Origin of the sequence: Geitlerinema sp. PCC 7407 (assembly GCF_000317045.1) — a bacterium.
GTDB lineage: Bacteria > Cyanobacteriota > Cyanobacteriia > PCC-7407 > PCC-7407 > PCC-7407.
In genome coordinates this window covers 4,080,382-4,102,368 of the sequence record NC_019703.1, presented here as the reverse complement: position 1 = coordinate 4,102,368, position 21,987 = coordinate 4,080,382, and the positions used below count along the sequence as shown (strand labels likewise).

General features: G+C 59.2%; 20 protein-coding genes. 3 read left to right on the top strand and 17 right to left on the bottom strand.

Translation table 11 applies throughout. The annotated features are described in order from the left end of the window. Positions 1-45 precede the first annotated feature (45 nt). Positions 46-429, bottom strand: coding sequence for a DUF4346 domain-containing protein (locus tag GEI7407_RS16700; protein ID WP_015173382.1), 384 nt, complete (start codon positions 427-429; stop codon positions 46-48). Between the two features lie 97 nt (positions 430-526). Next, positions 527-2,143 (bottom strand): succinic semialdehyde dehydrogenase, encoded by a 1,617-nt coding sequence (locus GEI7407_RS16695; protein ID WP_015173381.1) that lies wholly within the window; start codon positions 2,141-2,143, stop codon positions 527-529. 216 nt (positions 2,144-2,359) lie between these two features. Here GEI7407_RS16695 and mgsA point away from each other — a divergent pair, with 216 nt between their 5' ends. After that, positions 2,360-3,625 (top strand): methylglyoxal synthase, encoded by a 1,266-nt coding sequence (gene mgsA, locus GEI7407_RS16690; protein ID WP_015173380.1) that lies wholly within the window; start codon positions 2,360-2,362, stop codon positions 3,623-3,625. A 348-nt stretch (positions 3,626-3,973) separates the two neighbouring features. Continuing rightward, positions 3,974-4,447, top strand: a complete 474-nt coding sequence (locus tag GEI7407_RS16685; protein ID WP_015173379.1) for a hypothetical protein — start codon at positions 3,974-3,976, stop codon at positions 4,445-4,447. Between the two features lie 311 nt (positions 4,448-4,758). Here the strand turns inward: GEI7407_RS16685 and GEI7407_RS16680 are convergent, their stop codons facing one another. From GEI7407_RS16680 to GEI7407_RS16670, 3 genes are all read right to left on the bottom strand, one after another. After that, positions 4,759-5,805, bottom strand: coding sequence for a tetratricopeptide repeat protein (locus tag GEI7407_RS16680; RefSeq protein ID WP_015173378.1), 1,047 nt, complete (start codon positions 5,803-5,805; stop codon positions 4,759-4,761). Positions 5,806-5,895: 90 nt separating this feature from the next. Next, positions 5,896-6,570: an RNA polymerase sigma factor gene (locus tag GEI7407_RS16675; RefSeq protein WP_015173377.1), complete on the bottom strand. Its 675-nt coding sequence runs from the start codon at positions 6,568-6,570 to the stop codon at positions 5,896-5,898. Positions 6,571-6,723: 153 nt separating this feature from the next. Continuing rightward, positions 6,724-8,295, bottom strand: a complete 1,572-nt coding sequence (locus GEI7407_RS16670) for a diguanylate cyclase (RefSeq protein ID WP_015173376.1) — start codon at positions 8,293-8,295, stop codon at positions 6,724-6,726. Between the two features lie 502 nt (positions 8,296-8,797). Here GEI7407_RS16670 and GEI7407_RS16665 point away from each other — a divergent pair. Next, positions 8,798-9,397 carry a hypothetical protein gene (locus GEI7407_RS16665; RefSeq protein ID WP_015173374.1) on the top strand — a complete coding sequence of 200 codons (600 nt, stop codon included), beginning with the start codon at positions 8,798-8,800 and terminating at the stop codon, positions 9,395-9,397. Between the two features lie 219 nt (positions 9,398-9,616). Here the strand turns inward: GEI7407_RS16665 and GEI7407_RS16660 are convergent, their stop codons facing one another. From GEI7407_RS16660 to GEI7407_RS16605, 12 genes are all read right to left on the bottom strand, one after another. Continuing rightward, complete coding sequence (locus tag GEI7407_RS16660) at positions 9,617-9,820, bottom strand: hypothetical protein (protein ID WP_015173373.1); 204 nt, start codon at positions 9,818-9,820, stop codon at positions 9,617-9,619. A 191-nt stretch (positions 9,821-10,011) separates the two neighbouring features. Further along, positions 10,012-10,386: a VOC family protein gene (locus GEI7407_RS16655; protein ID WP_015173372.1), complete on the bottom strand. Its 375-nt coding sequence runs from the start codon at positions 10,384-10,386 to the stop codon at positions 10,012-10,014. Positions 10,387-10,853: 467 nt separating this feature from the next. Continuing rightward, a complete protein-coding gene (locus tag GEI7407_RS16650) occupies positions 10,854-11,030 on the bottom strand; it encodes an NblA/ycf18 family protein (RefSeq protein WP_015173370.1) in 177 nt (58 codons plus the stop codon). A 44-nt stretch (positions 11,031-11,074) separates the two neighbouring features. Next, positions 11,075-11,272 (bottom strand): NblA/ycf18 family protein, encoded by a 198-nt coding sequence (locus GEI7407_RS16645; protein ID WP_015173369.1) that lies wholly within the window; start codon positions 11,270-11,272, stop codon positions 11,075-11,077. Positions 11,273-11,874: 602 nt separating this feature from the next. Continuing rightward, positions 11,875-12,609, bottom strand: coding sequence for a Stp1/IreP family PP2C-type Ser/Thr phosphatase (locus GEI7407_RS16640; RefSeq protein WP_015173368.1), 735 nt, complete (start codon positions 12,607-12,609; stop codon positions 11,875-11,877). A gap of 35 nt (positions 12,610-12,644) precedes the next feature. Next, positions 12,645-14,390 carry an AarF/ABC1/UbiB kinase family protein gene (locus tag GEI7407_RS16635; protein WP_015173367.1) on the bottom strand — a complete coding sequence of 582 codons (1,746 nt, stop codon included), beginning with the start codon at positions 14,388-14,390 and terminating at the stop codon, positions 12,645-12,647. Positions 14,391-14,458: 68 nt separating this feature from the next. After that, a complete protein-coding gene (locus GEI7407_RS16630) occupies positions 14,459-14,785 on the bottom strand; it encodes a DUF6825 family protein (RefSeq protein WP_015173366.1) in 327 nt (108 codons plus the stop codon). Positions 14,786-14,875: 90 nt separating this feature from the next. Beyond that, positions 14,876-15,763 carry a 4-hydroxybenzoate solanesyltransferase gene (locus GEI7407_RS16625; RefSeq protein ID WP_015173365.1) on the bottom strand — a complete coding sequence of 296 codons (888 nt, stop codon included), beginning with the start codon at positions 15,761-15,763 and terminating at the stop codon, positions 14,876-14,878. 521 nt (positions 15,764-16,284) lie between these two features. After that, positions 16,285-16,764 (bottom strand): peptidoglycan-binding protein, encoded by a 480-nt coding sequence (locus GEI7407_RS16620; RefSeq protein WP_015173364.1) that lies wholly within the window; start codon positions 16,762-16,764, stop codon positions 16,285-16,287. A 291-nt stretch (positions 16,765-17,055) separates the two neighbouring features. Beyond that, complete coding sequence (locus tag GEI7407_RS16615; RefSeq protein WP_015173363.1) at positions 17,056-18,048, bottom strand: pentapeptide repeat-containing protein; 993 nt, start codon at positions 18,046-18,048, stop codon at positions 17,056-17,058. A 34-nt stretch (positions 18,049-18,082) separates the two neighbouring features. Continuing rightward, entirely contained in the window at positions 18,083-19,444 is a 1,362-nt protein-coding gene (locus GEI7407_RS16610; protein ID WP_015173362.1) for a hypothetical protein, read from the bottom strand. A gap of 130 nt (positions 19,445-19,574) precedes the next feature. Further along, complete coding sequence (locus tag GEI7407_RS16605) at positions 19,575-21,641, bottom strand: serine/threonine-protein kinase (protein ID WP_015173361.1); 2,067 nt, start codon at positions 21,639-21,641, stop codon at positions 19,575-19,577. Positions 21,642-21,987: the final 346 nt, after the last annotated feature.

Sequence of the window (21,987 nt, the reverse complement as noted above, 5' to 3'; positions counted from 1 at the left end):
CGTCAGGCAAAGGGCTGGTTAAGGCAGATGATGCCCAATGAGTGCTCAATCTTGAATATATTCAGCGCCGCTGAGCAGGGCAATTTCGGCCCGGAGAAATTCGCGCCCGAGGTAGGCGGCGTGATCAAGACGCGTGATGGGGCAGTCTGAGTTTTTTTCAAACAGCTCGATGCAGAGCTCTTTGGCGGTCCTGCCGCGATAGATGGTGGTGTGGGTGCGCTCGACTTTGCCGCGCACCGGGATGGGCTTGCCGGTTTCGGGGTCGAGGGCGAGGCCTTTGTCGTCGATGACGTTGGTGAAGTGCTTGGCGCAAATCTGGCCGGCCTCGCGATCGAGGTAGATGAGGAGGTAGCCACCGGGATCGAGGGCAATGAAGCGTTTGGAGAGTTCGTTATCGAGCGCGGCGGCCGCCTCGGCGACTGGATTCATAGCGGTTTAGAGCGTTTGCCTTGGAAAACAACAAGGGTGAGCGATCGCCCACCCTGTCTCCAGTGTAGAAGTCCGAGTTGCGATTCGATCGCCCCGACTAGCGCAGGCCGGGGAGATGGCGCAGCAGGCGCAGAGCCAGGGTCATCAGGTGGGCGTACTGCTGGGGCGAGAGGCCGAAGCTAGGGGCGATCGCGACGCCGCGCTGAGTGGCGACGGTCTGGCTGCGGGTGTAGCGCAGCAGGCCCGTTTGGCCGTGGCGGACCCCCAGCCCCGACGCTTTGTGGCCGCCCAGGGGGGCCGCAACGGAGCCCCAGGTCGCGATGTAGCCCTCGTTGAGATTGACGGAGCCGCACTGAATCTGGCTGGCTAGCTGGCGACCCAGGCGGAGGTTGCGAGTCCACAGGCTGGCGTTGAGGCCGTAGGGCGAGGCGTTGGCGGCCCGAATCGCCTCTGCCGGATCGTCGAAGGGATAGAGGGCGACCACGGGACCAAAGACTTCGGTGTCGCTGAGGGCCATGGCAGGGGTGACCTGGCTCAGCAGGGTGGGCTCGTAGAAACAAGGCCCGAGATCGGGTCGGGGGCGACCGCCGCTCAGACACTGGGCACCTTGGGCGATCGCCGCTTCGACTAGGCGATGGACCTTGGCCTGGTGGGCTGGGGAAATCAGCGAGCCGATGGCGGGGCCGTAGTCCAGAGCCGCGCCCAAAGTGAGCTGCTGGGTGTGGGCCACCAGGGCCTCGACAAAGCGATCGTAGAGGGGACGCTGAATGTAGATGCGCTCGATGGACATGCAGAGCTGGCCAGCGTTGCCAAAGCAGGCGCGGGCCGCTCCCTCGACGGCGCGATCGAGGTCGGCATCGGCCAGGACAATCATGGGATTTTTGCCGCCGAGCTCCAGGGAGCACGGCAGCAGGCGATCGCCTGCCTGCTGCGCGATCGCCCGCCCGGTCTCGGAGCTGCCCGTGAAGCAAACAGAGTCAACGCTGTCTAGGATCGGTGTCCCCAGCTCGCTGCCGCGCCCCGTAACGATCTGGCACACATGGGGCGGCAGGCCTGCTTCTTCCAGCAGGGCGACGGCGGCGATCGCGCTAAAGGGCGTCTCGGTGGCGGGCTTGAGAATCACCGCGTTCCCGGCCATCAGGGCTGGCAGCGCGTCCGAAATAGCCATAGTCAGCGGATAGTTCCAGGGCGCGATGATGCCCACCACGCCCACGGGCTGGCGCACTTCGCGGGTGGCCGTGAAAAAAGGCAGCGCGCCCAAATGGGAGCGATCGCGCAAAAATTTCGGCCCGTGAATCCCGTAATAGCGGCTGTTGACGGCCACATCCAGCACTTCTTCAAAGGCGCTCAGGCGGGCCTTGCCGCTCTCGACTTGGACCAGATCCAGCAGAGTGTCTTGGCGATCGAGGGTCAGGCGGTGATAGTTCAGCAGGACGCGGCGGCGATCGCCCACGGGCCGGTCTGCCCACGCCTGCTGAGCCAGACGCGCTTGGCCCACGGCCAGGGCCACATCCTCCGAGGTGCAGGCCGGGACGCTGCCCAGGTGCTCCCCGGTCCAGGGCGCGCAAACCGCTATTTCACTGCGCGGATCGGCGGTGACAACGCGCTGGGCCAGGACGTCTAGCCAGGGACCGGAGCGCGATCGCCACTGGGCGACGGCGGCGGCTCCCGGCAGGCGATCGCTGGTCGACGAGGTGGGCGCTTCTAGGGTCATGGGGCGTCTCCGCAGGTGCACTTTTGCTCGCTCACGCTGGACCCTTCCTGACAAGACACAGAGGAAGGGCCACACCGAGGGTTAAGGCCATTGTGCCAGGGCGATCGCCCTCTGGGGATGCTGACTGGTAACGGCCCTACCCCTCGCGTCTAAACTTTTAAACAACGAGAATTCTTGACTCGCAAACCTCTCGGCCCTCCACGCTGCGGTATCGCCATGCCTACCATTGCCCTGATTGCCCACGATCGCAAGAAAGATGACATGGTTGCCTTCGCTAAGCGCCATGCTCCGCTGCTGGCTCGCTACAAAGTCGTTGCCACCGGCACCACCGGCCAGCGCATCCAGGAAGGCACGGGCCTAGCCGTAGACTGTCTGCTATCGGGGCCCATGGGAGGCGATGCGCAAATTGCTGCCTTGGTGGCCACGCGCAATGTCGTCGCCGTGGTTTTCTTCCTCGATCCGCTCTACGCCCAGCCCCACGAGCCGGACATTCGGGCGCTGCTGCGCATTTGCGAAGTCCACAACGTTCCCCTCGCCACCAACTTGGCCACTGCCGAAGCTGTGTTGTTCTCCCTGATCAAGGTCAAGATCGGCTACCTCATCTTCAATCCGGTGGCGGGCCAGGGCAACCCCAATCAGGAGCTGATGCAAATCCAGAAGCTCCTGGAGCCCCAGATCCAGCTAGAGGTCTGCATCACTGAGCCGGAGGTCGATCCGGCGGACTATGCGCAGCAGGCGATCGCCGCTCAGGCTGACTTGGTCATCGCTTCGGGAGGTGACGGCACGGTCTCGGCGGTGGCCGGAGCGCTGATCAACACCGGCATTCCCCTGGGCATCATTCCCCGCGGCACCGCCAACGCCTTTTCGGTGGCGCTGAATATTCCCACCAATGTTCAGGCCGCCTGCGAGCTGATTCTCTCGGGCACCACGCGGATCGTGGACGCGGCTCGCTGCAACGGGTTGCCGATGATTTTGCTGGCGGGCATTGGCTTTGAAGCAGAAACAGTCGATCGCGCCAATCGCGAGGTCAAAAACCGCCTGGGCACCCTCGCCTACATCCTGGCGGGCATTCAGCAGCTCAACGAACACGAGCTATTTACGACCTATATCGAGGTGGAGGGCGTCGTGAACGAGTTCGAGGCGGGGGCGGTCACCATTGCCAACGCGGCGCCGCCGACGTCGATTTTGGCCCAGGGCTCGGGAGAAGTCTTGGCCCACGACGGCTTGCTGGATGTCACCATTAGCACCTCCAATACCCGAATTCAGGCGGTGCAGGCGATGTTTAGCCTGCTGGGGGCGGGACTGGTGAAGGCAGCCCCCAACCGGCCCGACGTGGTTCACCTGCGGGCGCCTCGGCTGACGGTGACCACGACGCCGCCCCAAAAGGTGGTGGTAGATGGCGAAATTATTGGCACGACGCCGGTCGAGATCGAATGCATCCCCGACGGCCTAAAAGTGTTTGCGCCCTTGCCAGTGGCCTGATCAAGCACGGCGAAACGCGGGTTCCGCTGGGCTGTGGATGGGACGGGCGGCTGAAGCGGCAGGCCGGCGCAAGGCGATCGCTCCTTCGCGAGAGATACCTCGCAGATAGGAGGCGATCGCTGGCGAAATGCCTCTCTTTGCAGATGCCCCAGGGTGATAAGCAGCGCTAAGGTGGGTAGTAACGACGGAAAAAGATAAAACCGTCGGTTTTTCCAAAAATTTCAAAACTTTTATCCAAAATCTGGATAATACGGCCTTGGGATTTACCCAGTTTGGCTGAAGCTTAGTAACTCTGGCCTGAGTCGAGGAATCATCCTCGACGGCAGGTCTTGGTAGGAGGTAAAGAATATGCGCCTACAACCCCTTTTTCGTCAACGGTCCACGACGGCCTTTGCCAGCGGCCTTTTGGTGGCGATCGCCGCAGTGCCTGTCATCGCGGTAGCCCACGCCTTGACCCCCAGCCCGGGCCAAGCCTCGATACCGCTGCCCGAAACTCGGCAGGCCTCCAGCGCGGCGATCGCCCCGACAGACGAGCAGGTGAACCTCGTCTTGATTAATGAAACCGGCGCCACCGTGGTCTACCAGGCGGTGGGCGAGACAGATACCCGGCTGCTGGCCGGTGAATCATCGGTGACTCTGCGGGGCCTGGACGTGCCGACAACCCTGACCTTCCAGCGCCAGGACAGCGGTTTGTTGAGCGTGACCCTCGTACCAGCAGAAACCCGGTCCCAGCTCGAGGTGACCTTCGATGAGACGACGGACCTCGATCGCGACAAAAATGTTTTGACTGTGAATGAGGCAGGGCAAGTCTACCTCAACTAGCGCAGCCCTCTGGAGCGCCTTCAGTCCACTCCGGCGATCTCTGTCCCGGTTACCAGATTTGCTCTAGGGACTGGGCTGCTTGGGTTTCGCTTTGATGCTTCCTACCAACTGAGACTTGTCTTGCAACTCTCGACGGCCCTAGGTCGGACCTAGGAGCAAAGAACTGAAACTATTTTTTGGCCCACTGTCACTACAGCGCTGGAATGGGCCTCGGGAAACCGAACCATTCTTAACGAGGGAGCGATCGCGCGATCGCTCCCTCGTTTAGCTTTGGGGGGCATTTTTCCCAGGGTGCGAAGCGCGATCTGGGTCTACCGGCGAGCGCCTGCATTCACCGTGAGCAGGTTCAGCTCGCTGGCCATCAGGGCTTCTTCTTGGCTAAAGCCGAGAGTCCGCGCCAGGGGAATGGCCCGCTGATAAAAGCTAATCGCGGCGGCCGTGTTGCCCTGCTCTTGATAGAACTCCGCAAAGGTTTTGAGGGTGCGAAACTCTTGGCGCGAGTTTTCGAGGGCTCGCGAAAGCTCTAGGCGCTCCTCGAGTAGGTCAACAGCGCGACTGGTCGGCCCAAAGCGGCGGTAGGTTTCCACAAGGCCATCGATGGCGTGGTACTGGTTGCGGCGATCGCGGCTGACCCGCGCCAGGCGCAGGCCCACCCCGTAGGACCGGATGGTGTCCCGATACTGGCCGAGAGCCCGGTAGGCGTCGCCTAGATTGTTATAAGTCGTCGCTTCGCCCGAGGGATCGGCGGCTTGGCGACGCAGGGTCAGCGCCTCTTCGTAGAGCTTCACCGCTTGGGCGTGGTTGCCCAGCCCCGCCTCCACCAGACCCAGATTGCTCAGGGAGAGCCCCTCGCCTTCCAGGTGGCGAATGCTCTGGGCGATCTCCATGGCTTCTTGGAAGGCTGGCCGCGCTTCGCGCAGGTTGCCCCGCTGGAGCATGATCGTGCCGACGTTGTTCAGGCCGTACACTTGGCCCCGAAAGTCTTGGTTGTCGCGGGCGATCGCCAGTCGGCGTCGCAGCGCGTCTTCGGCTTCTTGGTACTTGCGCAGCTCGCCGTAGGCCAGACCAATGCGATCGTAGGTCCGCCCCAGCGCCTGGCCGTCGCCAATGGCGTGATACAGCTCCACAGCCTGCTGCCACACTTCGATGGCCTTGTCGAGGGAGCCCTTGTCTGCTTGCAGGACTCCGATCCGCACCAGACTGTCGGCGGTGTCTCGCACCTCGCCGCTGGTGCCGTTATTGTAGGCAGGCACATTGAGCTGATTGGTCAAGTCAGCGGCGATCGCTCTGGGACTCCCGCCACCTACCACCAGCGGCACCACGGCCAGCCACGCTGCGTATCGACTCCATTGGTTCATCCTGTTTCCTCCTGGGCCAACCCCTCCACACCCAATATTCCCGCAATGGGGCTACATCTGTCCTGCGGGTGCTGCGATCGCCAGGGGTAATTATTCCTGGGGCGGTGCAGCCGTCGAAAATTCCCAAGACGAGCCCTGCAAGCGATCGCCCGTCTCGTGCAAATAAATCTCGCGAATATCCGGCGGCAGCGCCGCTTCCAGCTGCTGGTAGCCTTCCTGGAGCCGTCCCCGCACCTCAGCCGGGGAAATGTGCTCACCCTCCGCTTGCAGGTAGGCAGAAATCCGCGTTTCGCTCCAGCGGAAGGTCTGGGCCATCACGATCATCAGCCGCATCACCGCAGGCAGCTGATCGAGGGCCTGCTCCACATAGCACCACAGGGGCGGCGGCGTTGCCTCTAGGGAATAGTGAATCGACTCCACCGGCGGCAGCTCGGCCCGATTAATGCAGATGGCCGTCAGATTGATCAGCCAGTTTTGCAAATTAAAATCCTCTGGCCGCACGCCCAGGGCCACAAAATCTAGCCCTCGCAGCTCATAGTAGATGTGCCGCCAAGTCGTCGCGAAGAGATAGTCGGCTTGGGCAGGCGATCGCGCCGTGTGGGAAATCAGGGAGTACACCACCGGGCTGTAGCGACAAAAAATCCCCGTGAAGTACTTGCCCTCTTCGGGATGACGCTGAAACAACGTCACGAGATCCTGGTCGCTGTGGCGAAACAGCGACTGGATCAAGGGATGGTTGCATTCGGGAAACTTGGGAATGTGCACAGGATTTCTGGTACTACCCAGGACAGGGAAGCGCAGACAGGCATGTCAGCAATCTTTAGCCCACTATATCCGCTCTCCCCGTGAATGAATATATTGGATCAATTTGGATCAATGGGGAACCCGCCAACTCTTCTGGCGCGGGAGGGCGATCGCCTAAGGGCTCGGGGACCACTGCTCAGGCAAGGCGATCGCCACCTCCACGCGATCGCGCCCGTTGGCCTTGGCCTGGTAGAGGGCCTGGTCCGCCGCACAGATCAGCGCCTCCGCCGTCATGCCGTGGAGCGGAAAAACCGCCACCCCTGCCGACAGCGTCACCACGCCCAAAGATTGCCCTTGGTACTGCATATTCAGATATTTGATGCCCCGCCGCAGCTTGTCTGCCCGCTGCCGCGCCACCTCCAGGGTCACCCCCGGCAAGATCAGCGTAAACTCTTCGCCGCCGTAGCGACAGGCCAAGTCCGACCCCCGCACAGCCCCTTTGACAAACAGACTAAAGTCCCGCAGCACCATATCCCCAGCGGGATGCCCAAAGGAGTCGTTGAAGCGCTTGAAGTGGTCGATGTCCAGCATCACTAGGGCCACGGACGTATTGCTCTGGCAGGCGCGCTGGAGCGTTTGGTGCAGCGCCTTGGTCATATAGCGACGGTTAAAAAGCCCCGTCAGCGGATCCTGGATGCTCTGCTGGTGCAGCTGCTCGCGCTGCTGCAGATTGGCCAGCCCCGTAGCCAGGTAGCCCGACGTCGTGAACGCCAGACGCTTCTGGTTGCGTATGCTGGCTTTATCCCAGGTAGAAAAAGTTACGCATAGCAGGCCAACCATTTCGCCGCGATGGAGCAGGGGAAAGCAGCCGTACTGGGCTGGCTGCTGGTGAGCGTGATCTCCCTCGCACACCAATGTTTCGCGCACCGACTCTTGGGCTCGGGTCCGGCTCTGGAGCCACTGCCAGTAGTCTGCGATCGCCCCCGACTCCGTGAAGATAGGTGGATCGCCCCACTGAGCGATCCAGTGGAGACTGCCATCGAGATTGACGATGGCGATCGCTCCTGACTCCTCCGGAAACAGCGGCGCAATAAAGCGCGCCAAGGTCTCCTGAGCCTCCTGCAACGACAGAAAATCGTGCAGCACCTGGCTCAACCGGCTCAGTAGCTGCCCTTGGCGGTTGCGCCGCTCCAGCAAATTCATCGCGGTTTGGAGCTGCTGATGCGCCTCTTGGAGATGATAAATCTGCTGCTGGCGCTGATCGAGATTGGCCTCTAGGGACGCAACCTGGTGCTGAAGCCGCAGCTGTAAGACAATCTGAGCTGCTACGAGCTCTAGAGCCTGAACTTGCTCGATCGTGAGCGTGTAGGGATGGGCATTGAACAGACAGAGCTGCCCGAGCAAGTCCCCCTCAGGACTCACCAGCGGCACCTCAGCCACAAACCACGGCTGGTTGAGCGCCTCCTCTGGCAAAGAGTAGCCCGCTGTATCAGCAGCCTGGATCGGGCGGGCCGCCATCGGTGCGATCGCCCCCCCTGCATCAGTCGGCGCTGCGGGAACTGCCGCCGACCGTCCGTCGGCAGCAGGTGGAAACTCAATGGTTGCGATCGCTGCTTGACATAGCTGAGTTGCCAAACGAGTCAGGGGTTCGAAGGGAGCCTGATCTCGCCGCTGAGTCACGCGCGAAGAATGGACTAAATCCAAGGCACGACGCTCGCGATCGGGGTTGGTAAATAAACCTTGCATCCGCCCACGAACCCCAACATCTAAATGGAGACGAGAGAGATAGAGAAAATGACATTGCAAGGACAGGGCATCAGACGCAGGAGTGATCGGCTCTGACCACTAGTCATTAGCAGCCCTTGCCTGGGTTCTGTGATGATCCCGAAAAAAATCGGTACCATTCCAAACTCCAGCCTACAAAATTCTGATTCCAATGTGTTGAAGACTACTCTTTTTGACACATTCCCTGCCCAGGAGGCTAGGCTTTCTAGCCTCCTGGGCTATCTGAAAGGCAAAGCATAATTTTCCCTATCTCTATTATCGAGATTCCCTAGCCCGCGTCATCACCCTTGGGGCTAGATTGTATTGCTCTATACAGAAGTAGCCCCCACCTAGGCGATCGCCCCCGAAACTTGAGAGCGATCGCCCCCGTCCAAAGGACCGAACCCGATTGGATACAATGAAGTTACCGTCTGCCTCACCCCGGTGATGCATTCCAGTCGCGTGCAGACCCCTCAGAGCCCCCATGGCCCTAGTCGTTCCATCTGTTGTGTCATCGATGAACTCGTTATTTATCGGCGCATTTTTACCGTCTCTTCCCCTCGACAGCCTGCTGTCCACCCAGGGCATCATGATTTTGCTGCTGGTGGCCTATGCCGGTGCCATGTGGATGTTTTTGACCAGCGCCCCCAAAGTCCACACGGTCATGGTGTCGGACCTCGAGGTCGCGCGACAATTTTATGAAGGCCTGCTGAACCTGCCCGTCGCTGACGTCCCCCTGCACTACTACTACAACTACGAGCAGACCCTCAGCGCTTCGGCCATGGACCCGCTCTACATTTCGCCCTCCCTCGGAGCGCCCGTCGCGACCGGCCTCAACACCAGCACCGACGGCCTGTGGTACCAGATCAAGAAAAACACGCAGCTTCACGTCATCTCCGGGGCGAGCATGGGCCAAAAGAGCCGCCAGCGCCACGTTTGCTTCGATCGCGACTGTCTGGAACTAGTTCTGATGCGGGTTCAAACCCGCGGCATCAAGCACAAAATTCGCCGGGAGCAGCCCCTAAACTTCTTGGTCAAAGACATCGACAACCGCGTGATCGAGTTGGCAGAAGTATCCAACTAGCGATCGCCCCCCGGATCAGGCAATTAGTCTTGACGCAGATTGCCCACAAATAAAAGGGCATCTCCTGCTAGGAGATGCCCTTTTGCATAAGCCAACAACACGAATGGAAAAACGCACAGTCGAGCCATCGGCATGAAGAGAAAGATGGCTCAGGAATCAAGAAATCGCAGAATAGTATCGCAAAAGCGAGTTTCGCGCCTTTCGCAGAAGCCAAAGAGCCTAGCTGAAGCTGGCGTGGCTGCGATCGTAGGTAGCGCCAAAGCTAGCGCTGGGCTTGCCCTGAATATGGGTCCAGTGCTGAGCCGCCTCATCAATCGGGATCCCCACTTCAACAGCGCTCCGACCCAGCAGGCATTGCTGACGATTCTTGATCATTTGATGATGACGCATCATGAGGGCGCGTGCTTGGTCTTGGGCAGACATAGTGGTGCTCCTTGCGGAAGCTGAAGGGTGATGTGAGGAATTCGTTTCCTATGGCTAATATACCAAAAATTTCTGTATTAAAAGTTACAAAATGACCCGATTTGCAAAGGCTTTGATAAAAACTTTGGGATCGCAAACCTGTTTGGACGTGCTGGAACCCCGGCCAGCTCCGCGAAACCGGGCGATCGCCCTCAAAGCGTCCCCGGAATCTCGCTAATTTCGATCACGTTGCCATCGGGATCCTGCGTGAAAAGAGCCGATCGCCCGGAGGCACTGCGCTGGCAAGGGTAGCCCTGATCTGTCAGCTCTGCCTGGATTGCCGCTAGGTCGCGCACCCCAAATGCAACATGAGGATTGCGACCCCACTGGTCGCGATTGTGGAGGGCTGGCGGCGCGGTGGTGTCCTGAATTAGGTGAATTTGGTGCGGACCGACCTGGTACCAAGCGCCGGGATACTTCAGGCCGCGATCGACTTTTTGCAGGCCGAGTACTTCGCCGTAGAAGCGCTCAGCCTGGGCAAGGTCGCGCACCAGCAAAGCCGTATGCAAACAAGCAACAATGTCCATCGCTATTTCCTAAGCCACGAGTAGCGTCGTCTTGCAGTCTAACGGGGTCGAGGGACTTATGGGATCGCTTGCTGAACAGTGGAGGCACCGCTGTCCCGGCAGAACGTAGCAAGGAAGATCGAAGGAATCCAAAAAATCAGAAATATCTTAGTGGGTCTAGAATTTAGACCGATGCTGGGGACTCATGGGCTGCTGGAGTCCGGAGCAATAGATTTTGGGAAAAACTTGAGGGCGATCGCGTCAACGAGCTGATCATCAGCCAAACTTGCAAGGAACATTGACCCAGCGATCAATCAAAAAGTTAAAGCTTGTCGTTAGAAATAGAGACGTCTTGAGAAGGTGAAACTCAGTCACCAAGGGCTTATCAAGCAGACTAGAGGTCGCGGAGTGGACGTCCCTGTACCCCCAGCTTCTTTCCCCGTTGGGAACAAAGCAAGAGATAGAGATCGCCGACTCGAACCGCGCCATTAGCTGGCAGAGCGACGCATCAAATCGCGGATTAAATTGTCCTTGAGCATGATGAGTCGAGAAACTTCTAGCAAGTTTTCTAACACCTGATCGTGGCTCATGCTTTGGGCATCAGTGCGGACGCGCTGCATTTCAAACTGTTGTTCGAGGCTGAGGTCGAAAGTGTTGTTATCCATGACGTTTGGCTCCTGTAGAGTCACTGGGATATGGGCAAATCTCGCTAAGCCGCAAATTCCTCGATGCTAGGAGGCGCTTTGCGAATCAAGCTTTTGATGATGTTTTCTTTCATCATCAGAAGACGGGTTGCTTGAACTAGAAGCTCTTGGGCTTGCTCGTAGCTCATACGCTGGGCCGACTCTTCCATGAGTCGCATTTGGAACTGCTGCTCGAGCGTGAGTTCAAAGGTGTTGGGGTCCATAGAAACCTCCCACAAGGGATTCAGAAATAGTAGGGTCCGGCTGTACTAGCAGGCCTGAAGGGGCTTTGCTAGGACGAAGGGGCTTGTACTAGCTGATTTCAACTAATAGACTTCAGATTTCCCAAAAAAGGGCCTGAAATTCCCCCTTACGTACCCTTTGTATGACGGGATCACCAATCTTTCGGTGTCCAGTATTACAAATAATAACAAAAGTTTGACAAAGTTCACCAAAAATGTTCTAGAGACTAAAGAAAAAATAAATATGTAGCTCTAGACTACATTTTTGGGACTTGCTAGCTATGGTAGCCACTGAGAGGCGATCGCGGCCCCGGTCCTGGGAGGGGATCACAGCGTTCCCGGAGGCAGAGTTTGGCTTTGCTGTCCTCTCTCTTGTGAGAGAGCCATGTCTGGAAATCAGCAACTTTGGGCCTTAGAGCAGCTTCAGCTTGGACCCTTTTTAGCAAGTTGTACTAAGTGAAAATGCTCAGTCTGAACGAAATCGCCGCGATCGCTCAGGGGCAGATCGCCCTCCGTTTGGCCGGACCTAGGCACAAAACGTGATTGCGCCGATGCTGAATAAAATTCAAAGACTTGGCGAAGCGTCAATCCGTGTACGCGGGATCAAACATAATCACGATGACGGTGATGTTATCCCGGCCACCGCGCTCCTTGGCTGCCTTCACGAGGGCGTCAGCGGCCATCTCGCTCGCGCGAATGGACTTGAGGTTGGAGGCGATCATGTGATCCGACAGCTCCTCTGTCAGGCCGTCGCTGCACAGCAGGAGGCGATCGCTCGGCTGACAGTCAAAGGCATGGATATCGATGTGCTCCATGTCTTCTCGGCCCAGGCACTGGGAGAGGACGTGGCGCATGGGGTGGGTGCGGGCCTGGTCGGCCGAAATGGAGCCGAGGCGCAGAGCGCGGGCGACCCAAGTGTGATCTTCGGTGAGCTGCTCGAGCTTGGCCCCCCGCAGTCGGTAGAGCCGCGAGTCGCCGATGTGAGCGCAAAACGGCTCTTCTCGCAGGGCCACGACCACGGCGGTTGTCCCCATGTCGGCCCGCTCAGGATGGGCTTGCTGATCCTGCAAAATGGCCTGATTTGCCTTGAGAAATGCCTGCTCTAGCAGAACAGGCGTGGAGTCCTCGGAGGTCCAGCGATCGATCAGATACTCTCTGATCGTGTCCGTGGCCAGCTGACTGGCCTCTTGGCCCCCTGCATGCCCCCCCATGCCGTCCGCCACGATAAAAAAGCGGCCTTCGGGGTCAACATAATATGCATCTTGATTGACCGACCGAAGGAGCCCCACGTCCGTGAGACCCGTGTATTGGCGTTTCATATCAGGCGATTCCAAGGCACATCAGCAGGAAAATCTTACTGGAACATGCGATCGTAGCGATCGATTCTCTTAAACATTCGGATCAAAAAGAAGGCGATCGCCCCTGCGGCCACCAGAGCCGCCCCGGCCAGCCATCCCTTGCCATGGACAAACAAAATCGTCGCCGACAGGATAAAGGTGCAAATCAACAGCATGTAGTTGATGCCCATCGTCACACTCGATAGGCGGCGCAGCGCCCGATCCGTCTCCGTGGACCGCACCCGCACCCGAATGTCTCCTTGCTCCAGCTTACCGAGGGTGTCCTCGATGCGCCGAGGGAGGTTTAGCGCCGTGCTGCTCACCTGGGCTGCCTGACGCCCGAGCTCATTAAATAGACTCGTGGTCTCTTGCTGATTTCCGCCTGCCATAAGCTGCATTGCAAAAGGTTTTGCAACCTCCATAAAGTTGAATTCGGGATCAAGGCCCTTGCCAACCCCTTCTAGGGTGGAGAAAGCCCGCATCACGAAGGTGAAAGTTGCTGGAAAGCGAAAGGGATTGTTGTAGGCGATCTCGTAGAGATCCTCGCTGATGGCGCTGACGGACTGGTTTTCAAAGGGCTGGTCCATGAAGTTGTCCAGCATGTACTGCACCGATCGGCGCACTGGACCGATGTCGTCCGTGGGGGCGATCGCCTCCAGCGCGATCAGCGAATCTACAACCCGGGCAGCGTCCTTTTGGGCAATGCCAAAGAACGTGTCCATCAGCTTCTCGCGGATATCAGTCCGCACTTGGCCCATCATGCCAAAGTCATAAAAAATCAGCGACCCTTCCTCCGGGCTGACCGCAATATTGCCCGGGTGAGGGTCTGCATGGAAAAAGCCGTCATTGAGCAGCTGCTGCAAGTAGGCCCGAGCGCCCAGCTGAGCCAGCAGCTTGCGATCGAGTCCGGCTGCTTCGAGGGCTTCGTAGTGACTGATCTTGATGCCGGGGAGGTACTCCAGCGTCAGAGTGCGGGGTGACGAGTAGCGCCAGTAAACCCGCGGCACCTTCACCCAAGACTCATTGCGAAAGTTGCGCCGGAAATGATCGGCGTTGCGCCCCTCGTTGAGATAGTCGATCTCCAGCCAGAGAATGCGGCAGCACTCCTCATAGATCCCCGTCCAGTCGCGGCCTCGGCCCCAGTCAGGGTGATTCTGGAAATACCGCGCGATTCCGCGCAGGATGTCGAGGTCGATGCTAAAGAGCTTTTTGAGGCCCGGACGCTGGACCTTGACCACCACCGTTTCGCCCGAGTGAAGCTGAGCTTTGTGCACCTGGCCCAGGCTGGCGGCAGCGATGGGAATCTGCTCAAAGTTCTGGAACAAGTTGCTAACGGGCTTGCCCAGGTCTTCCTCGATGATCCGCTGGACCTGCTCAAAGCTGAAGGCCGGTACTCGGTCCTGGAGCTTGGAGAGCTCTTCCACATACTCGATGGGGAAGATGTCGGCGCGGGTCGAAAAAAGCTGGCCCACCTTAATAAAGGTGGGGCCTAGATCCAAAAAGGTTTCTCGAACCCAAATGGCTTGGGCGCGTCGTCGAGCGGCTTTTTTGGCATCGGTCATGCCGCCGCGATAGCTCCAGGCTTTGTTGTTGAGCCACAGAGAGCCCAGAAAGAGCCAGACAAAAGTCCAGATATCGATGAAACGTCGCGGGCGCGAGTAGCGTTCCCGATTCCATCGATAGGATTTGTCCGTATGGACTTTGGCCTTACGGTGGGTGGATGGCTGGGGAGAGTTCGTCGAATCGGCGGAGAGAACAGACACGCAGGGCTCTGATAACGGCGGTTCGAGAGGGTGAAAAGGCAGGGCGATCGCGCCCCGGTAGCGGCTGGCTAGACTGAGCGGCTGCGATAGCGCTGAAGCTCGGCCCGCAGATGGGCGACCTCGGCTCGCAGATCGTCAATGGTCGCTTGCAGATCCGTCGGCTGGGAGCCGTAGGGGACGATGGTGGTCGTCGTGCGGCCCTGCATTGCGGCTTCCTCGGCGTGGCTAGCCCGCTCGAGGACGGACTCGGTGAACTGACGCAGGCGCTCGCGCTGCTCAGCATCAAATTTTCCCAGCTCGCTCAGCGCTTCGCTGACGCCTGCTTCGAGCTGCTCACCAACAGCTTCCGCTAGAGCTCGACCAACGAAAAAGGCATGAACTAGAGAATTACTCATGGGGGAAAGTCTTCGCGCGCATCCGTCAAGAATTATAACTTGCTCCTCAGAAACCCTGCGTCCGCGAAAGGGCAGAAGAACTAGGGCTTTCTAGAGTTGGATCAGGCCGCCGATCATGCCGCCCAGGAGGATAAATCCGATCCAAACGTTTTGGCGGAACATCTTGCCGTAGGCGATCGCCGGCAGATTGCGTCGCCGCAGCTGAAAGAAGTGCTTGAGCCAGCCGTAGGTAGCGGCGGCCAAGGTGAGCCAAAAGAGAGGATTGAGATCCATGACTAGGCCAAGGGCTGCCAAGCAAACCACCGTGCCAGCGTAGAAGGCGCCAATGGCGTCTGGGGCGCGATCGCCAAAAAAGATGGCGCTGGAGCGAACCCCAATGCGCAGGTCGTCTTCGCGATCGGCTAGGGCATAAACGGTGTCAAAGCCCAGGGTCCAAAGAATGGTGGCACCCCAGAGCAGCCAAGCAGCGGGCTCGAGTCGGGCGATCGCCGCGCTCCAGCTGATCAGCACTGCAAAGCCCCAGGCAATGGACAGCACCAGCTGGGGCACCGGAAACACCCGCTTGGCCAGGGGATAAAGCACGATCACCGGCACCGCGGCCACGCACAGCCAGAAACTCAGTGGATTGAGGTACTGCGCTAGGCCCCAGGCGCACAGCATCGAAACGAAGGCAATGACGATGCCCGTGCGAATCGACAGCGCTCGCGAAGCCAAAGGACGATTGCGAGTGCGCTGGACCCGCGGGTCAATGTCGCGATCCCACAGGTCGTTGATCACGCAGCCCGCGCCGCTGGTGGCGAGGGTCCCCAGCACAATCACGCCAATCAAAATCGCCGGTGGATTGTTTCGCGTGGCCAGCACCACGGCCCACAGGGCCGGGATCATCAAAATCAAGCGGCCAGCAGGCTTGTCCCACCGCAGCAGGCGAAACACAGTCAGCCAAAGGGGTTCAGGTTTTTGTTGCGGCTCTGTCAGCATGGAAGATCTCGAAGGGGCGCACCGAAGGGGACGGAGTCAGGAATCGCCCAATTCCCCTGTGAAGCAGTATAGAGCGCTGTCCAAAAACCTCATGAGAAGCGATGCCCGCAAGAGGCGATCGCCCGAAAGCAGAAAATTAACAGCAGGCACTTTAGAAAAATCGATTTTCCCGAAAAAATATCCTAAAAATTAAACCTAAGAAGTTAAATAATTCGAGTGCTTGAAGGCTCTAAATTAAATTTGAAATTCTAAAGAATCTCTAAGTAATTGATTGAGCGTTGAATTGAAATTCAATCCACAAGAATTATCAACGAAATTTATCCGATTTGAATAAATTCGAGACCTGAATTTTTACACAAGCAAAATTCAGGCTTAAGTCTAATTGTTGATTAGAACACACTTCTCCATAGAACAGCCCTAGAGGCTGTTTTTTTCTGAAGAATTTCCTATGAAAAAGGCCCCTTCCTGTGGAGGAGAAGGGGCCTTGAAGTCAGGACAATGGGTACGCCGTGTGTCAGGGATTAGTGGGGGATTTTGCTCAGAGCGTGCCAGGTGCGATCGCCCACCACGCCATCAGCCGTCAGCTTGGAGCGCTTTTGGAAAGCCTTGACCGCCGCTTCGGTGCGGGGGCCAAAGTCACCGTCCAGAGCGCTGCGATAGTCGCCAGTGGTGCTCAAGATCCGCTGCACCATCAAGACGGACTGGCCTTGGCTGCCGTTGCGCAGGACGGGCATCCCGACAGGAGCACCCGAGAACAGCGCTTGCCAGGTTTTGCTGCCAACGACGCCGTCTTCAATCAGGAATACGCGATGCTGGAAAGCTTTGACCGCAACCTCGACATCTGCATCAAAGATGCCGTCTTGATTGTTTTGAGGGTACAGGTTCCAGTGGCTGAGGAGACGCTGAAGCTCGGTCACGAGCTCGCCACGGGAGCCACGCTTTAGAATGGGTTTGTTGATAGCAGAAGTAGCGGAAGATTGGCGGTTAGAAGTGTTGGTCATGGGTCTAACTCGGTGAGTGAATGAGTGATTGATGTACCCAATCTATTGCCTTTGAAAAGCATCAACCATCACCTTTTTGGGTTATTTTCAAGAGAAAACAGAAACATCTAAAAACATCACCCAGTTGTATGATTTGAACTGCACAAATGGTTGATGTTTGGTTCAAAAAAACTGTGTGCTGCTTACATTCCCCTTATAGAGGAGCAGCACAAGTTTTGTCGCCCCCCACGCTTTGCGGTAGGGCGGTCACTGCGGAGAGCCGCGATCGCTCAGTTGGGTTGGTTTTGCAGTCTAGGCGTGGACCTTGCCGTCGGGTAGGACTGCCCGCTGAAGATTGGCGTCCATCAGGTTGGCGCTGCTCAGTTCTGCCCGGACCAAGAGGGCATCTGAGAGATTGGCGCGGGTCAAGTTCGTGCGGGCCAAATAGGCGCCGGTGAGATTGGCCTCTCGTAGATCGGCCTCGAAGAGGTCGGCGCGGCTCAGGTCTACATCCGTGAGCTTGGCCTGGGCAAAAATGGTTTGCTGAAGGCCGGCACCGGTGAGCCGAGCCTGGGGCAGCAGAGCGTTCTGGAGGTTCGCGCGAAACAGATTGGCCTGGGAAAGGTTGGCCCGCTCTAGCTTGGCATTGCGCAAACACGCGCCTTCCAAAATTGCTCCCTCTAGGCAGGCATCGCTGAGAAGCGCGCCGGTGAGGTTGGCGCCGCTAAGGTCGGCGCCGCTGAGGTCCGTTTCTCGGAGGCTGGCTTCGGTCAGGTTGGCTTCGCGCAGGTCCACGCGGGTGAGGTCGGCGCCGCTGAGGTTGACGCCTCGCAGGTCTGCTTTGTAGAGGATGCTGCCGCGTAAATTGGTGTGCTGGCTGCGCATTTCTTGCCGCAGGTTTGCGCCCCGCAGACAGGCGCCAGTGAGGTCGGCGCCGCTGAGGTTGGCGTTGCGGAGGTCAGCGTCCATCAGGTTAGCGTCGAGGAGGACCGCCAGGGACAGGTCCGCGCCTCGCAGATCCGCACCGCGCAGGCTGGCGCCGTGGAGGTCGGCGTCATGGAGGTTGGCGTCGACCAGGGTTGCTTGGGAGAGGTTGGCGCCGCTGAGACGAGCGCCCAGGAGGTTGGCCTGGCGGAGATTGGCGCGGTTGAGGTAGGCGAAGAAGAGATCGCTGCTGCGCAAATCAGCCTGGGAGAGGTTGATGCCGATCAGGTCGACGTTGGTCAGGTCCGCGTTGCTGAGGTTGCGGCCGCTGAAGTTGATTTGACCGGCTCGATATTGCTGAAGAAGCTCCTCGACTTTCATCTAGGTATCAGTGAGGGACAGAGTGAATAAAGGGTCAGGTGTGGGGAAAAAACTGGCAGGTGGCTTCGTTGTCGTCGCTGGCGGCGATCGCTCCTGAGCGCAGGTGGGTGATGTCATCAGCGGGAGCTGGCTGCGCTGCCAGGGCGCTGAGCTGCTCGGGATCAAGCTGAATCGAGGGGCGATCGCCGCTGGAATAGATTCTACGCACGGCTTGGAGCAGGGCGTTGGCGGTTTGCGGTCCCTCGAGGGCGGGGGGCAGGGTGGGGGCGATCGCTCGCAGCCTCTCTTCTAGGGCGCTAAAGGTCGAAAACCGCGTCAGCATCTGCTCTAGGAGCTGGTCCAAGAGCATTTGCCGCAGGGTATGGAAGTTTTCGGCATCAGCGGCGATCGCGCGTCCCTGGAGGAGCGCTGTCAGGAGCAGCTTGGCTTGCAGCGCATTTGTATACTGCATGACATCTTGCTTGACATCAAATAAGTTGTACTCCAGCGGCGGCGCTTTGGGGGCCTTGGGCGGGGTGGGTGTGATCGCTGACGGGGCGATCGCTGAGAGAGCAACGCCGGGAAGACTGGGACCGTCGATCGCCAATTCTCCCGTGGTTTCTGAAGCAAATTGGGCTGCTGGAGCAGGTGCCGGGCAATCAGCCGTCAAGTCCATCGTGTACTCTGCCTCGGCGGCAGACTGGGCCGGCGGACCGGGGGCTGGGCAATCAGCGGTCAAATCCAGCGTGTGCTCTGCTTCTGGGGTCTCCAGAATGGGGCTGGCCGCGACGGTTGCTGGCTCGGGGTACAGCGGCTTGAGATAGTCCACCAAGACGGTGGCAATGATGGCGTACTCCTCAGGCTTGTTGAGGGTGGCGACGATGCTGGTCAAGATCGCGTTCAGGTCGCTGAGGCGAGTGGCCAGACGGCGCAGCGTGCGCAGCAGCGTGGGTAGATGCAGCGCTGCGAGCAGGGTTGAGTCACTTTCCCAGCGGTTGGTGGTGGCACACAGCAGCAATTTTTTGAAGCGATCGCGGTAGGTGCTTTGGTCGAGCTGCTGGGCGATCGCCCCATATAGCGCGTCGGGAGGCAGGGGCCGCGTTTCCCAAAAGGCCGTCTCAGATCTCTGATAGAGCGGGTGAATCTGGCTCAGGACCAGATTGGCGATCAGCGTGTATTCCGCGGGTTTGTTGAGGGTGCTGACGACGGCGGTCAGCTCCGTCTCGACCTGATCTAGGGTGGAATAGCGCTCCAAGAGCTCGCCAAGCAAGGTCTCTAGGCTCAGAGACTCTAGTACTCGTCCATCGGCCGGCCACACCTGTCGCACTGTACAAAACAGCAGCTTCTTGATTCGGAGAGCATACTCGAGGGCTTCTAGATCGCGCCCGATCGCCGATCGCAAATCGACATCACCCATGATGAGCCTTTGGTCGAGGGAGGCACTGACAGTTCATGAGACACCGGCCAGCGGACAAACCAGATTGGCGGTGTACTTTTCTAGAGTGCCCACCAGAGCGCTTCCCTCAACAGACAGATTTTGGGGGAAGCTAGGAAGTTTTCTCGCGCGGCGCGGGGGGCGGCGTGGGCTCCAGCGTCGGGACAGCGTCCTCCACGATCAAGTTGAGCTGGTAGTCCACCGGATCTGGGCCGGTGCCCACCACCACAAATTCGTAATAGCCTGACTCAGGCAAGCTCCCGGACCAAGTGCGATCGCGGCTGTCTGCCAGCAGGGGAGTAGCCGTGCCGGTGGGCGTGTAGATCGAGAACAGCAGGCCCGACTCCGGCGCCTCTAGAGTGACGCGCATGAGCTGGCCTTTGCTTAAATTGGCGATGTAGGCCTTGCCTTCGCCGGGCTGTAGGGTATCGCGGGCGTAGCCGTTGACGGCGCCAGCGTCAAACTGGATCTTTTCGAGGGCCTGCCCGCTTTCGATGGCGGCCACCTGCTCCTCGGCGATCGCCCGCCAGATCTGCCCCACCGGCTGCTGCAAAAACGGCTCTCCTTCCTGATCCGGCAAGAGACGGAAAAAAGCAGCGTCGGTAAGGTCGTACAGAGCCCGGCTACTGAGATAGCGAGCATTCACCGCCGCCTTCCAGCGCTGGAGGTCGGCATCGGTATAGCGTCCGAGATTGCGGCGGGTTTGGGCGTCTAGATTGTTGGCTAGCCAGTCCAGCCACTCTGTGGCGATCGCGTCCCACTCCTCCCGCAGCCCTTCGTCCTCGGGCTTCGCCGTCAGGGGGCGATCGCGCCGATCGGGATAGCGCTCATAAAAGGTCTGATTGACCAGCCGCACATACCAGTTGAAGTCCACCCCCAAAGCTTGGCGACGCTCCCGCAGCGCCTCCTTGCGGGCCTGCTCCTCCGGTGAGTATTGGCTGGCGGGATCGGGCTCTTCGTCCGGAGTCGGCGTGGGCGACACCACCGTGGGCGAGGGATTTTCAGGCGTGTTGATGTTGCCGAGCCAGTACAGCGTCCCCCACCAGCCCAGCAGCCCTGCCACAACCATCAACCCTAGCCAGGGTAAACATCCCCACCAAGGCCTCGGCCTTTCAGGTGGGGGCGCTGTGACCAGAACTTCGGTGCTGGCTGGCTGGGGAGGAACGGGAGTCAGGGGGAGGGTCGCGCTGGTCGGCGTGACGGTAGGCGGGGGTGCGGCCAGAGACAGCGGCGGCACGGCGTCGGGATCTGTCCCCTTGAGCCCTTGGAGCACTGCCATTGCGGACGGGAAGCGATCGCCCGGCCGCGCGGCCAGCATCCGATCGAGAATCGCGCCCAGGCTGTAGCTCAGCTGGACCTCTCGGCGCCAGGTCCACTCCAGGGTCCGCAGATCGACCAGCATCTGAGGCTCTTTGCCCGTCAGCAGAACCAGCACGGTCACGGCGAGAGCATACAGGTCACTACTGGGAGACACGATGCCCTGCTGCATCTGCTCGGGGGGCGCGTAGCCAACCTTCCCCAGGCGCGTGGCGGTGTAGGCCGGACCCGGCGCAAACTCAGAGGCAACCGTGGCCGCGATCTGCTTGACGCCGCCAAAGTCGATCAGCACTGGTAGGCCATCGCTGGCCCGCTGGATCAAGTTGTCGGGGGCGATGTCTCGGTGAATCACGCCCCGCTGATGAATGTAGTCGAGGACCGGCAGGACCTGAATCAGGAGCTGGGTGATCTCGGCTTCACTGAAGGAGCGGCCCTGGAGACGGCGATCGCTCAAGAGCGCCTGATAGGTCAGGCCCTCGATGTAGTCCTGCACCAAAAACAGCCGCTTTTGGCCGTGGAGCTCGGCCCGAAAGGACTCGCGAAATCGGGGAATCTGGGGATGCTGAAGCTGGTAGAGGACGCCCGCCTCGCGCTCAAACAGCGACTCGGCTTTTTGGAGGGCCTGGGAGCCCTGGACTTGGGGCGCGAACTCCTTGAGCACGCAGAGTTCGCGAAACCGATGAATGTCTTCGGATAAGTAGGTCCGGCCGAAGCCGCCGTGGCCGATTTCTCGCAAGATTTGGTAGCGATCGCCCAAGACCTCCCCGCCGCTGCCATTGTTGGGAGTCAGCACCTCGCCGCAGAGCCGACAAAAGCGGCTGCCAGGAGGATTGTCGTGATTTTGACTGCAGTAGACCGACATGGGACCTCAACGCGAGACAGCGGAAGATGCAAGGGGCGATCGCGCCGTTTTCCCCTCTCCCCGCAGCGAGCTCAGCCCGGAAGATGGCAAGCGGTGCTTTGGCAAAACGCTCTGCTTTTCCAGATTATCGACTTTGTCTAGCCGATGGCAGGATGGAAACGCACTTCCCGTCTATGCTATTCGCTGCTCGGTGCTTCTAGTCCGGCGAACTGTGCGATCGCCCTCAAAGCCTTTGCGTTGCTCAATGGGAACGCGCCGCACCTAATGCCGATCCGGCCCCCAAACCAGCCTCTTTGGCTAGGAGTCAGTAGAATTTGCTTGGGAGACCCAAAAATATGGATACTCT

Excerpts from the sequence above, each read along its gene's own strand:
- GEI7407_RS16665 (WP_015173374.1), top strand. The coding sequence starts at position 8,798 with ATGGCCCTAGTCGTTCCATCTGTTGTGTCATCGATGAACTCGTTATTT.
- mgsA (WP_015173380.1), top strand. The coding sequence starts at position 2,360 with ATGCCTACCATTGCCCTGATTGCCCACGATCGCAAGAAAGATGACATG.
- GEI7407_RS16655 (WP_015173372.1), bottom strand. The coding sequence starts at position 10,386 with ATGGACATTGTTGCTTGTTTGCATACGGCTTTGCTGGTGCGCGACCTT.
- GEI7407_RS16670 (WP_015173376.1), bottom strand. The coding sequence starts at position 8,295 with ATGCAAGGTTTATTTACCAACCCCGATCGCGAGCGTCGTGCCTTGGAT.
- GEI7407_RS16630 (WP_015173366.1), bottom strand. The coding sequence starts at position 14,785 with ATGAGTAATTCTCTAGTTCATGCCTTTTTCGTTGGTCGAGCTCTAGCG.
- GEI7407_RS16650 (WP_015173370.1), bottom strand. The coding sequence starts at position 11,030 with ATGGATAACAACACTTTCGACCTCAGCCTCGAACAACAGTTTGAAATG.
- GEI7407_RS16645 (WP_015173369.1), bottom strand. The coding sequence starts at position 11,272 with ATGGACCCCAACACCTTTGAACTCACGCTCGAGCAGCAGTTCCAAATG.
- GEI7407_RS16660 (WP_015173373.1), bottom strand. The coding sequence starts at position 9,820 with ATGTCTGCCCAAGACCAAGCACGCGCCCTCATGATGCGTCATCATCAA.
- GEI7407_RS16610 (WP_015173362.1), bottom strand. The coding sequence starts at position 19,444 with ATGGGTGATGTCGATTTGCGATCGGCGATCGGGCGCGATCTAGAAGCC.
- GEI7407_RS16605 (WP_015173361.1), bottom strand. The coding sequence starts at position 21,641 with ATGTCGGTCTACTGCAGTCAAAATCACGACAATCCTCCTGGCAGCCGC.
- GEI7407_RS16680 (WP_015173378.1), bottom strand. The coding sequence starts at position 5,805 with ATGAACCAATGGAGTCGATACGCAGCGTGGCTGGCCGTGGTGCCGCTG.
- GEI7407_RS16640 (WP_015173368.1), bottom strand. The coding sequence starts at position 12,609 with ATGAAACGCCAATACACGGGTCTCACGGACGTGGGGCTCCTTCGGTCG.
- GEI7407_RS16685 (WP_015173379.1), top strand. The coding sequence starts at position 3,974 with ATGCGCCTACAACCCCTTTTTCGTCAACGGTCCACGACGGCCTTTGCC.
- GEI7407_RS16695 (WP_015173381.1), bottom strand. The coding sequence starts at position 2,143 with ATGACCCTAGAAGCGCCCACCTCGTCGACCAGCGATCGCCTGCCGGGA.
- GEI7407_RS16615 (WP_015173363.1), bottom strand. The coding sequence starts at position 18,048 with ATGAAAGTCGAGGAGCTTCTTCAGCAATATCGAGCCGGTCAAATCAAC.
- GEI7407_RS16620 (WP_015173364.1), bottom strand. The coding sequence starts at position 16,764 with ATGACCAACACTTCTAACCGCCAATCTTCCGCTACTTCTGCTATCAAC.
- GEI7407_RS16625 (WP_015173365.1), bottom strand. The coding sequence starts at position 15,763 with ATGCTGACAGAGCCGCAACAAAAACCTGAACCCCTTTGGCTGACTGTG.
- GEI7407_RS16700 (WP_015173382.1), bottom strand. The coding sequence starts at position 429 with ATGAATCCAGTCGCCGAGGCGGCCGCCGCGCTCGATAACGAACTCTCC.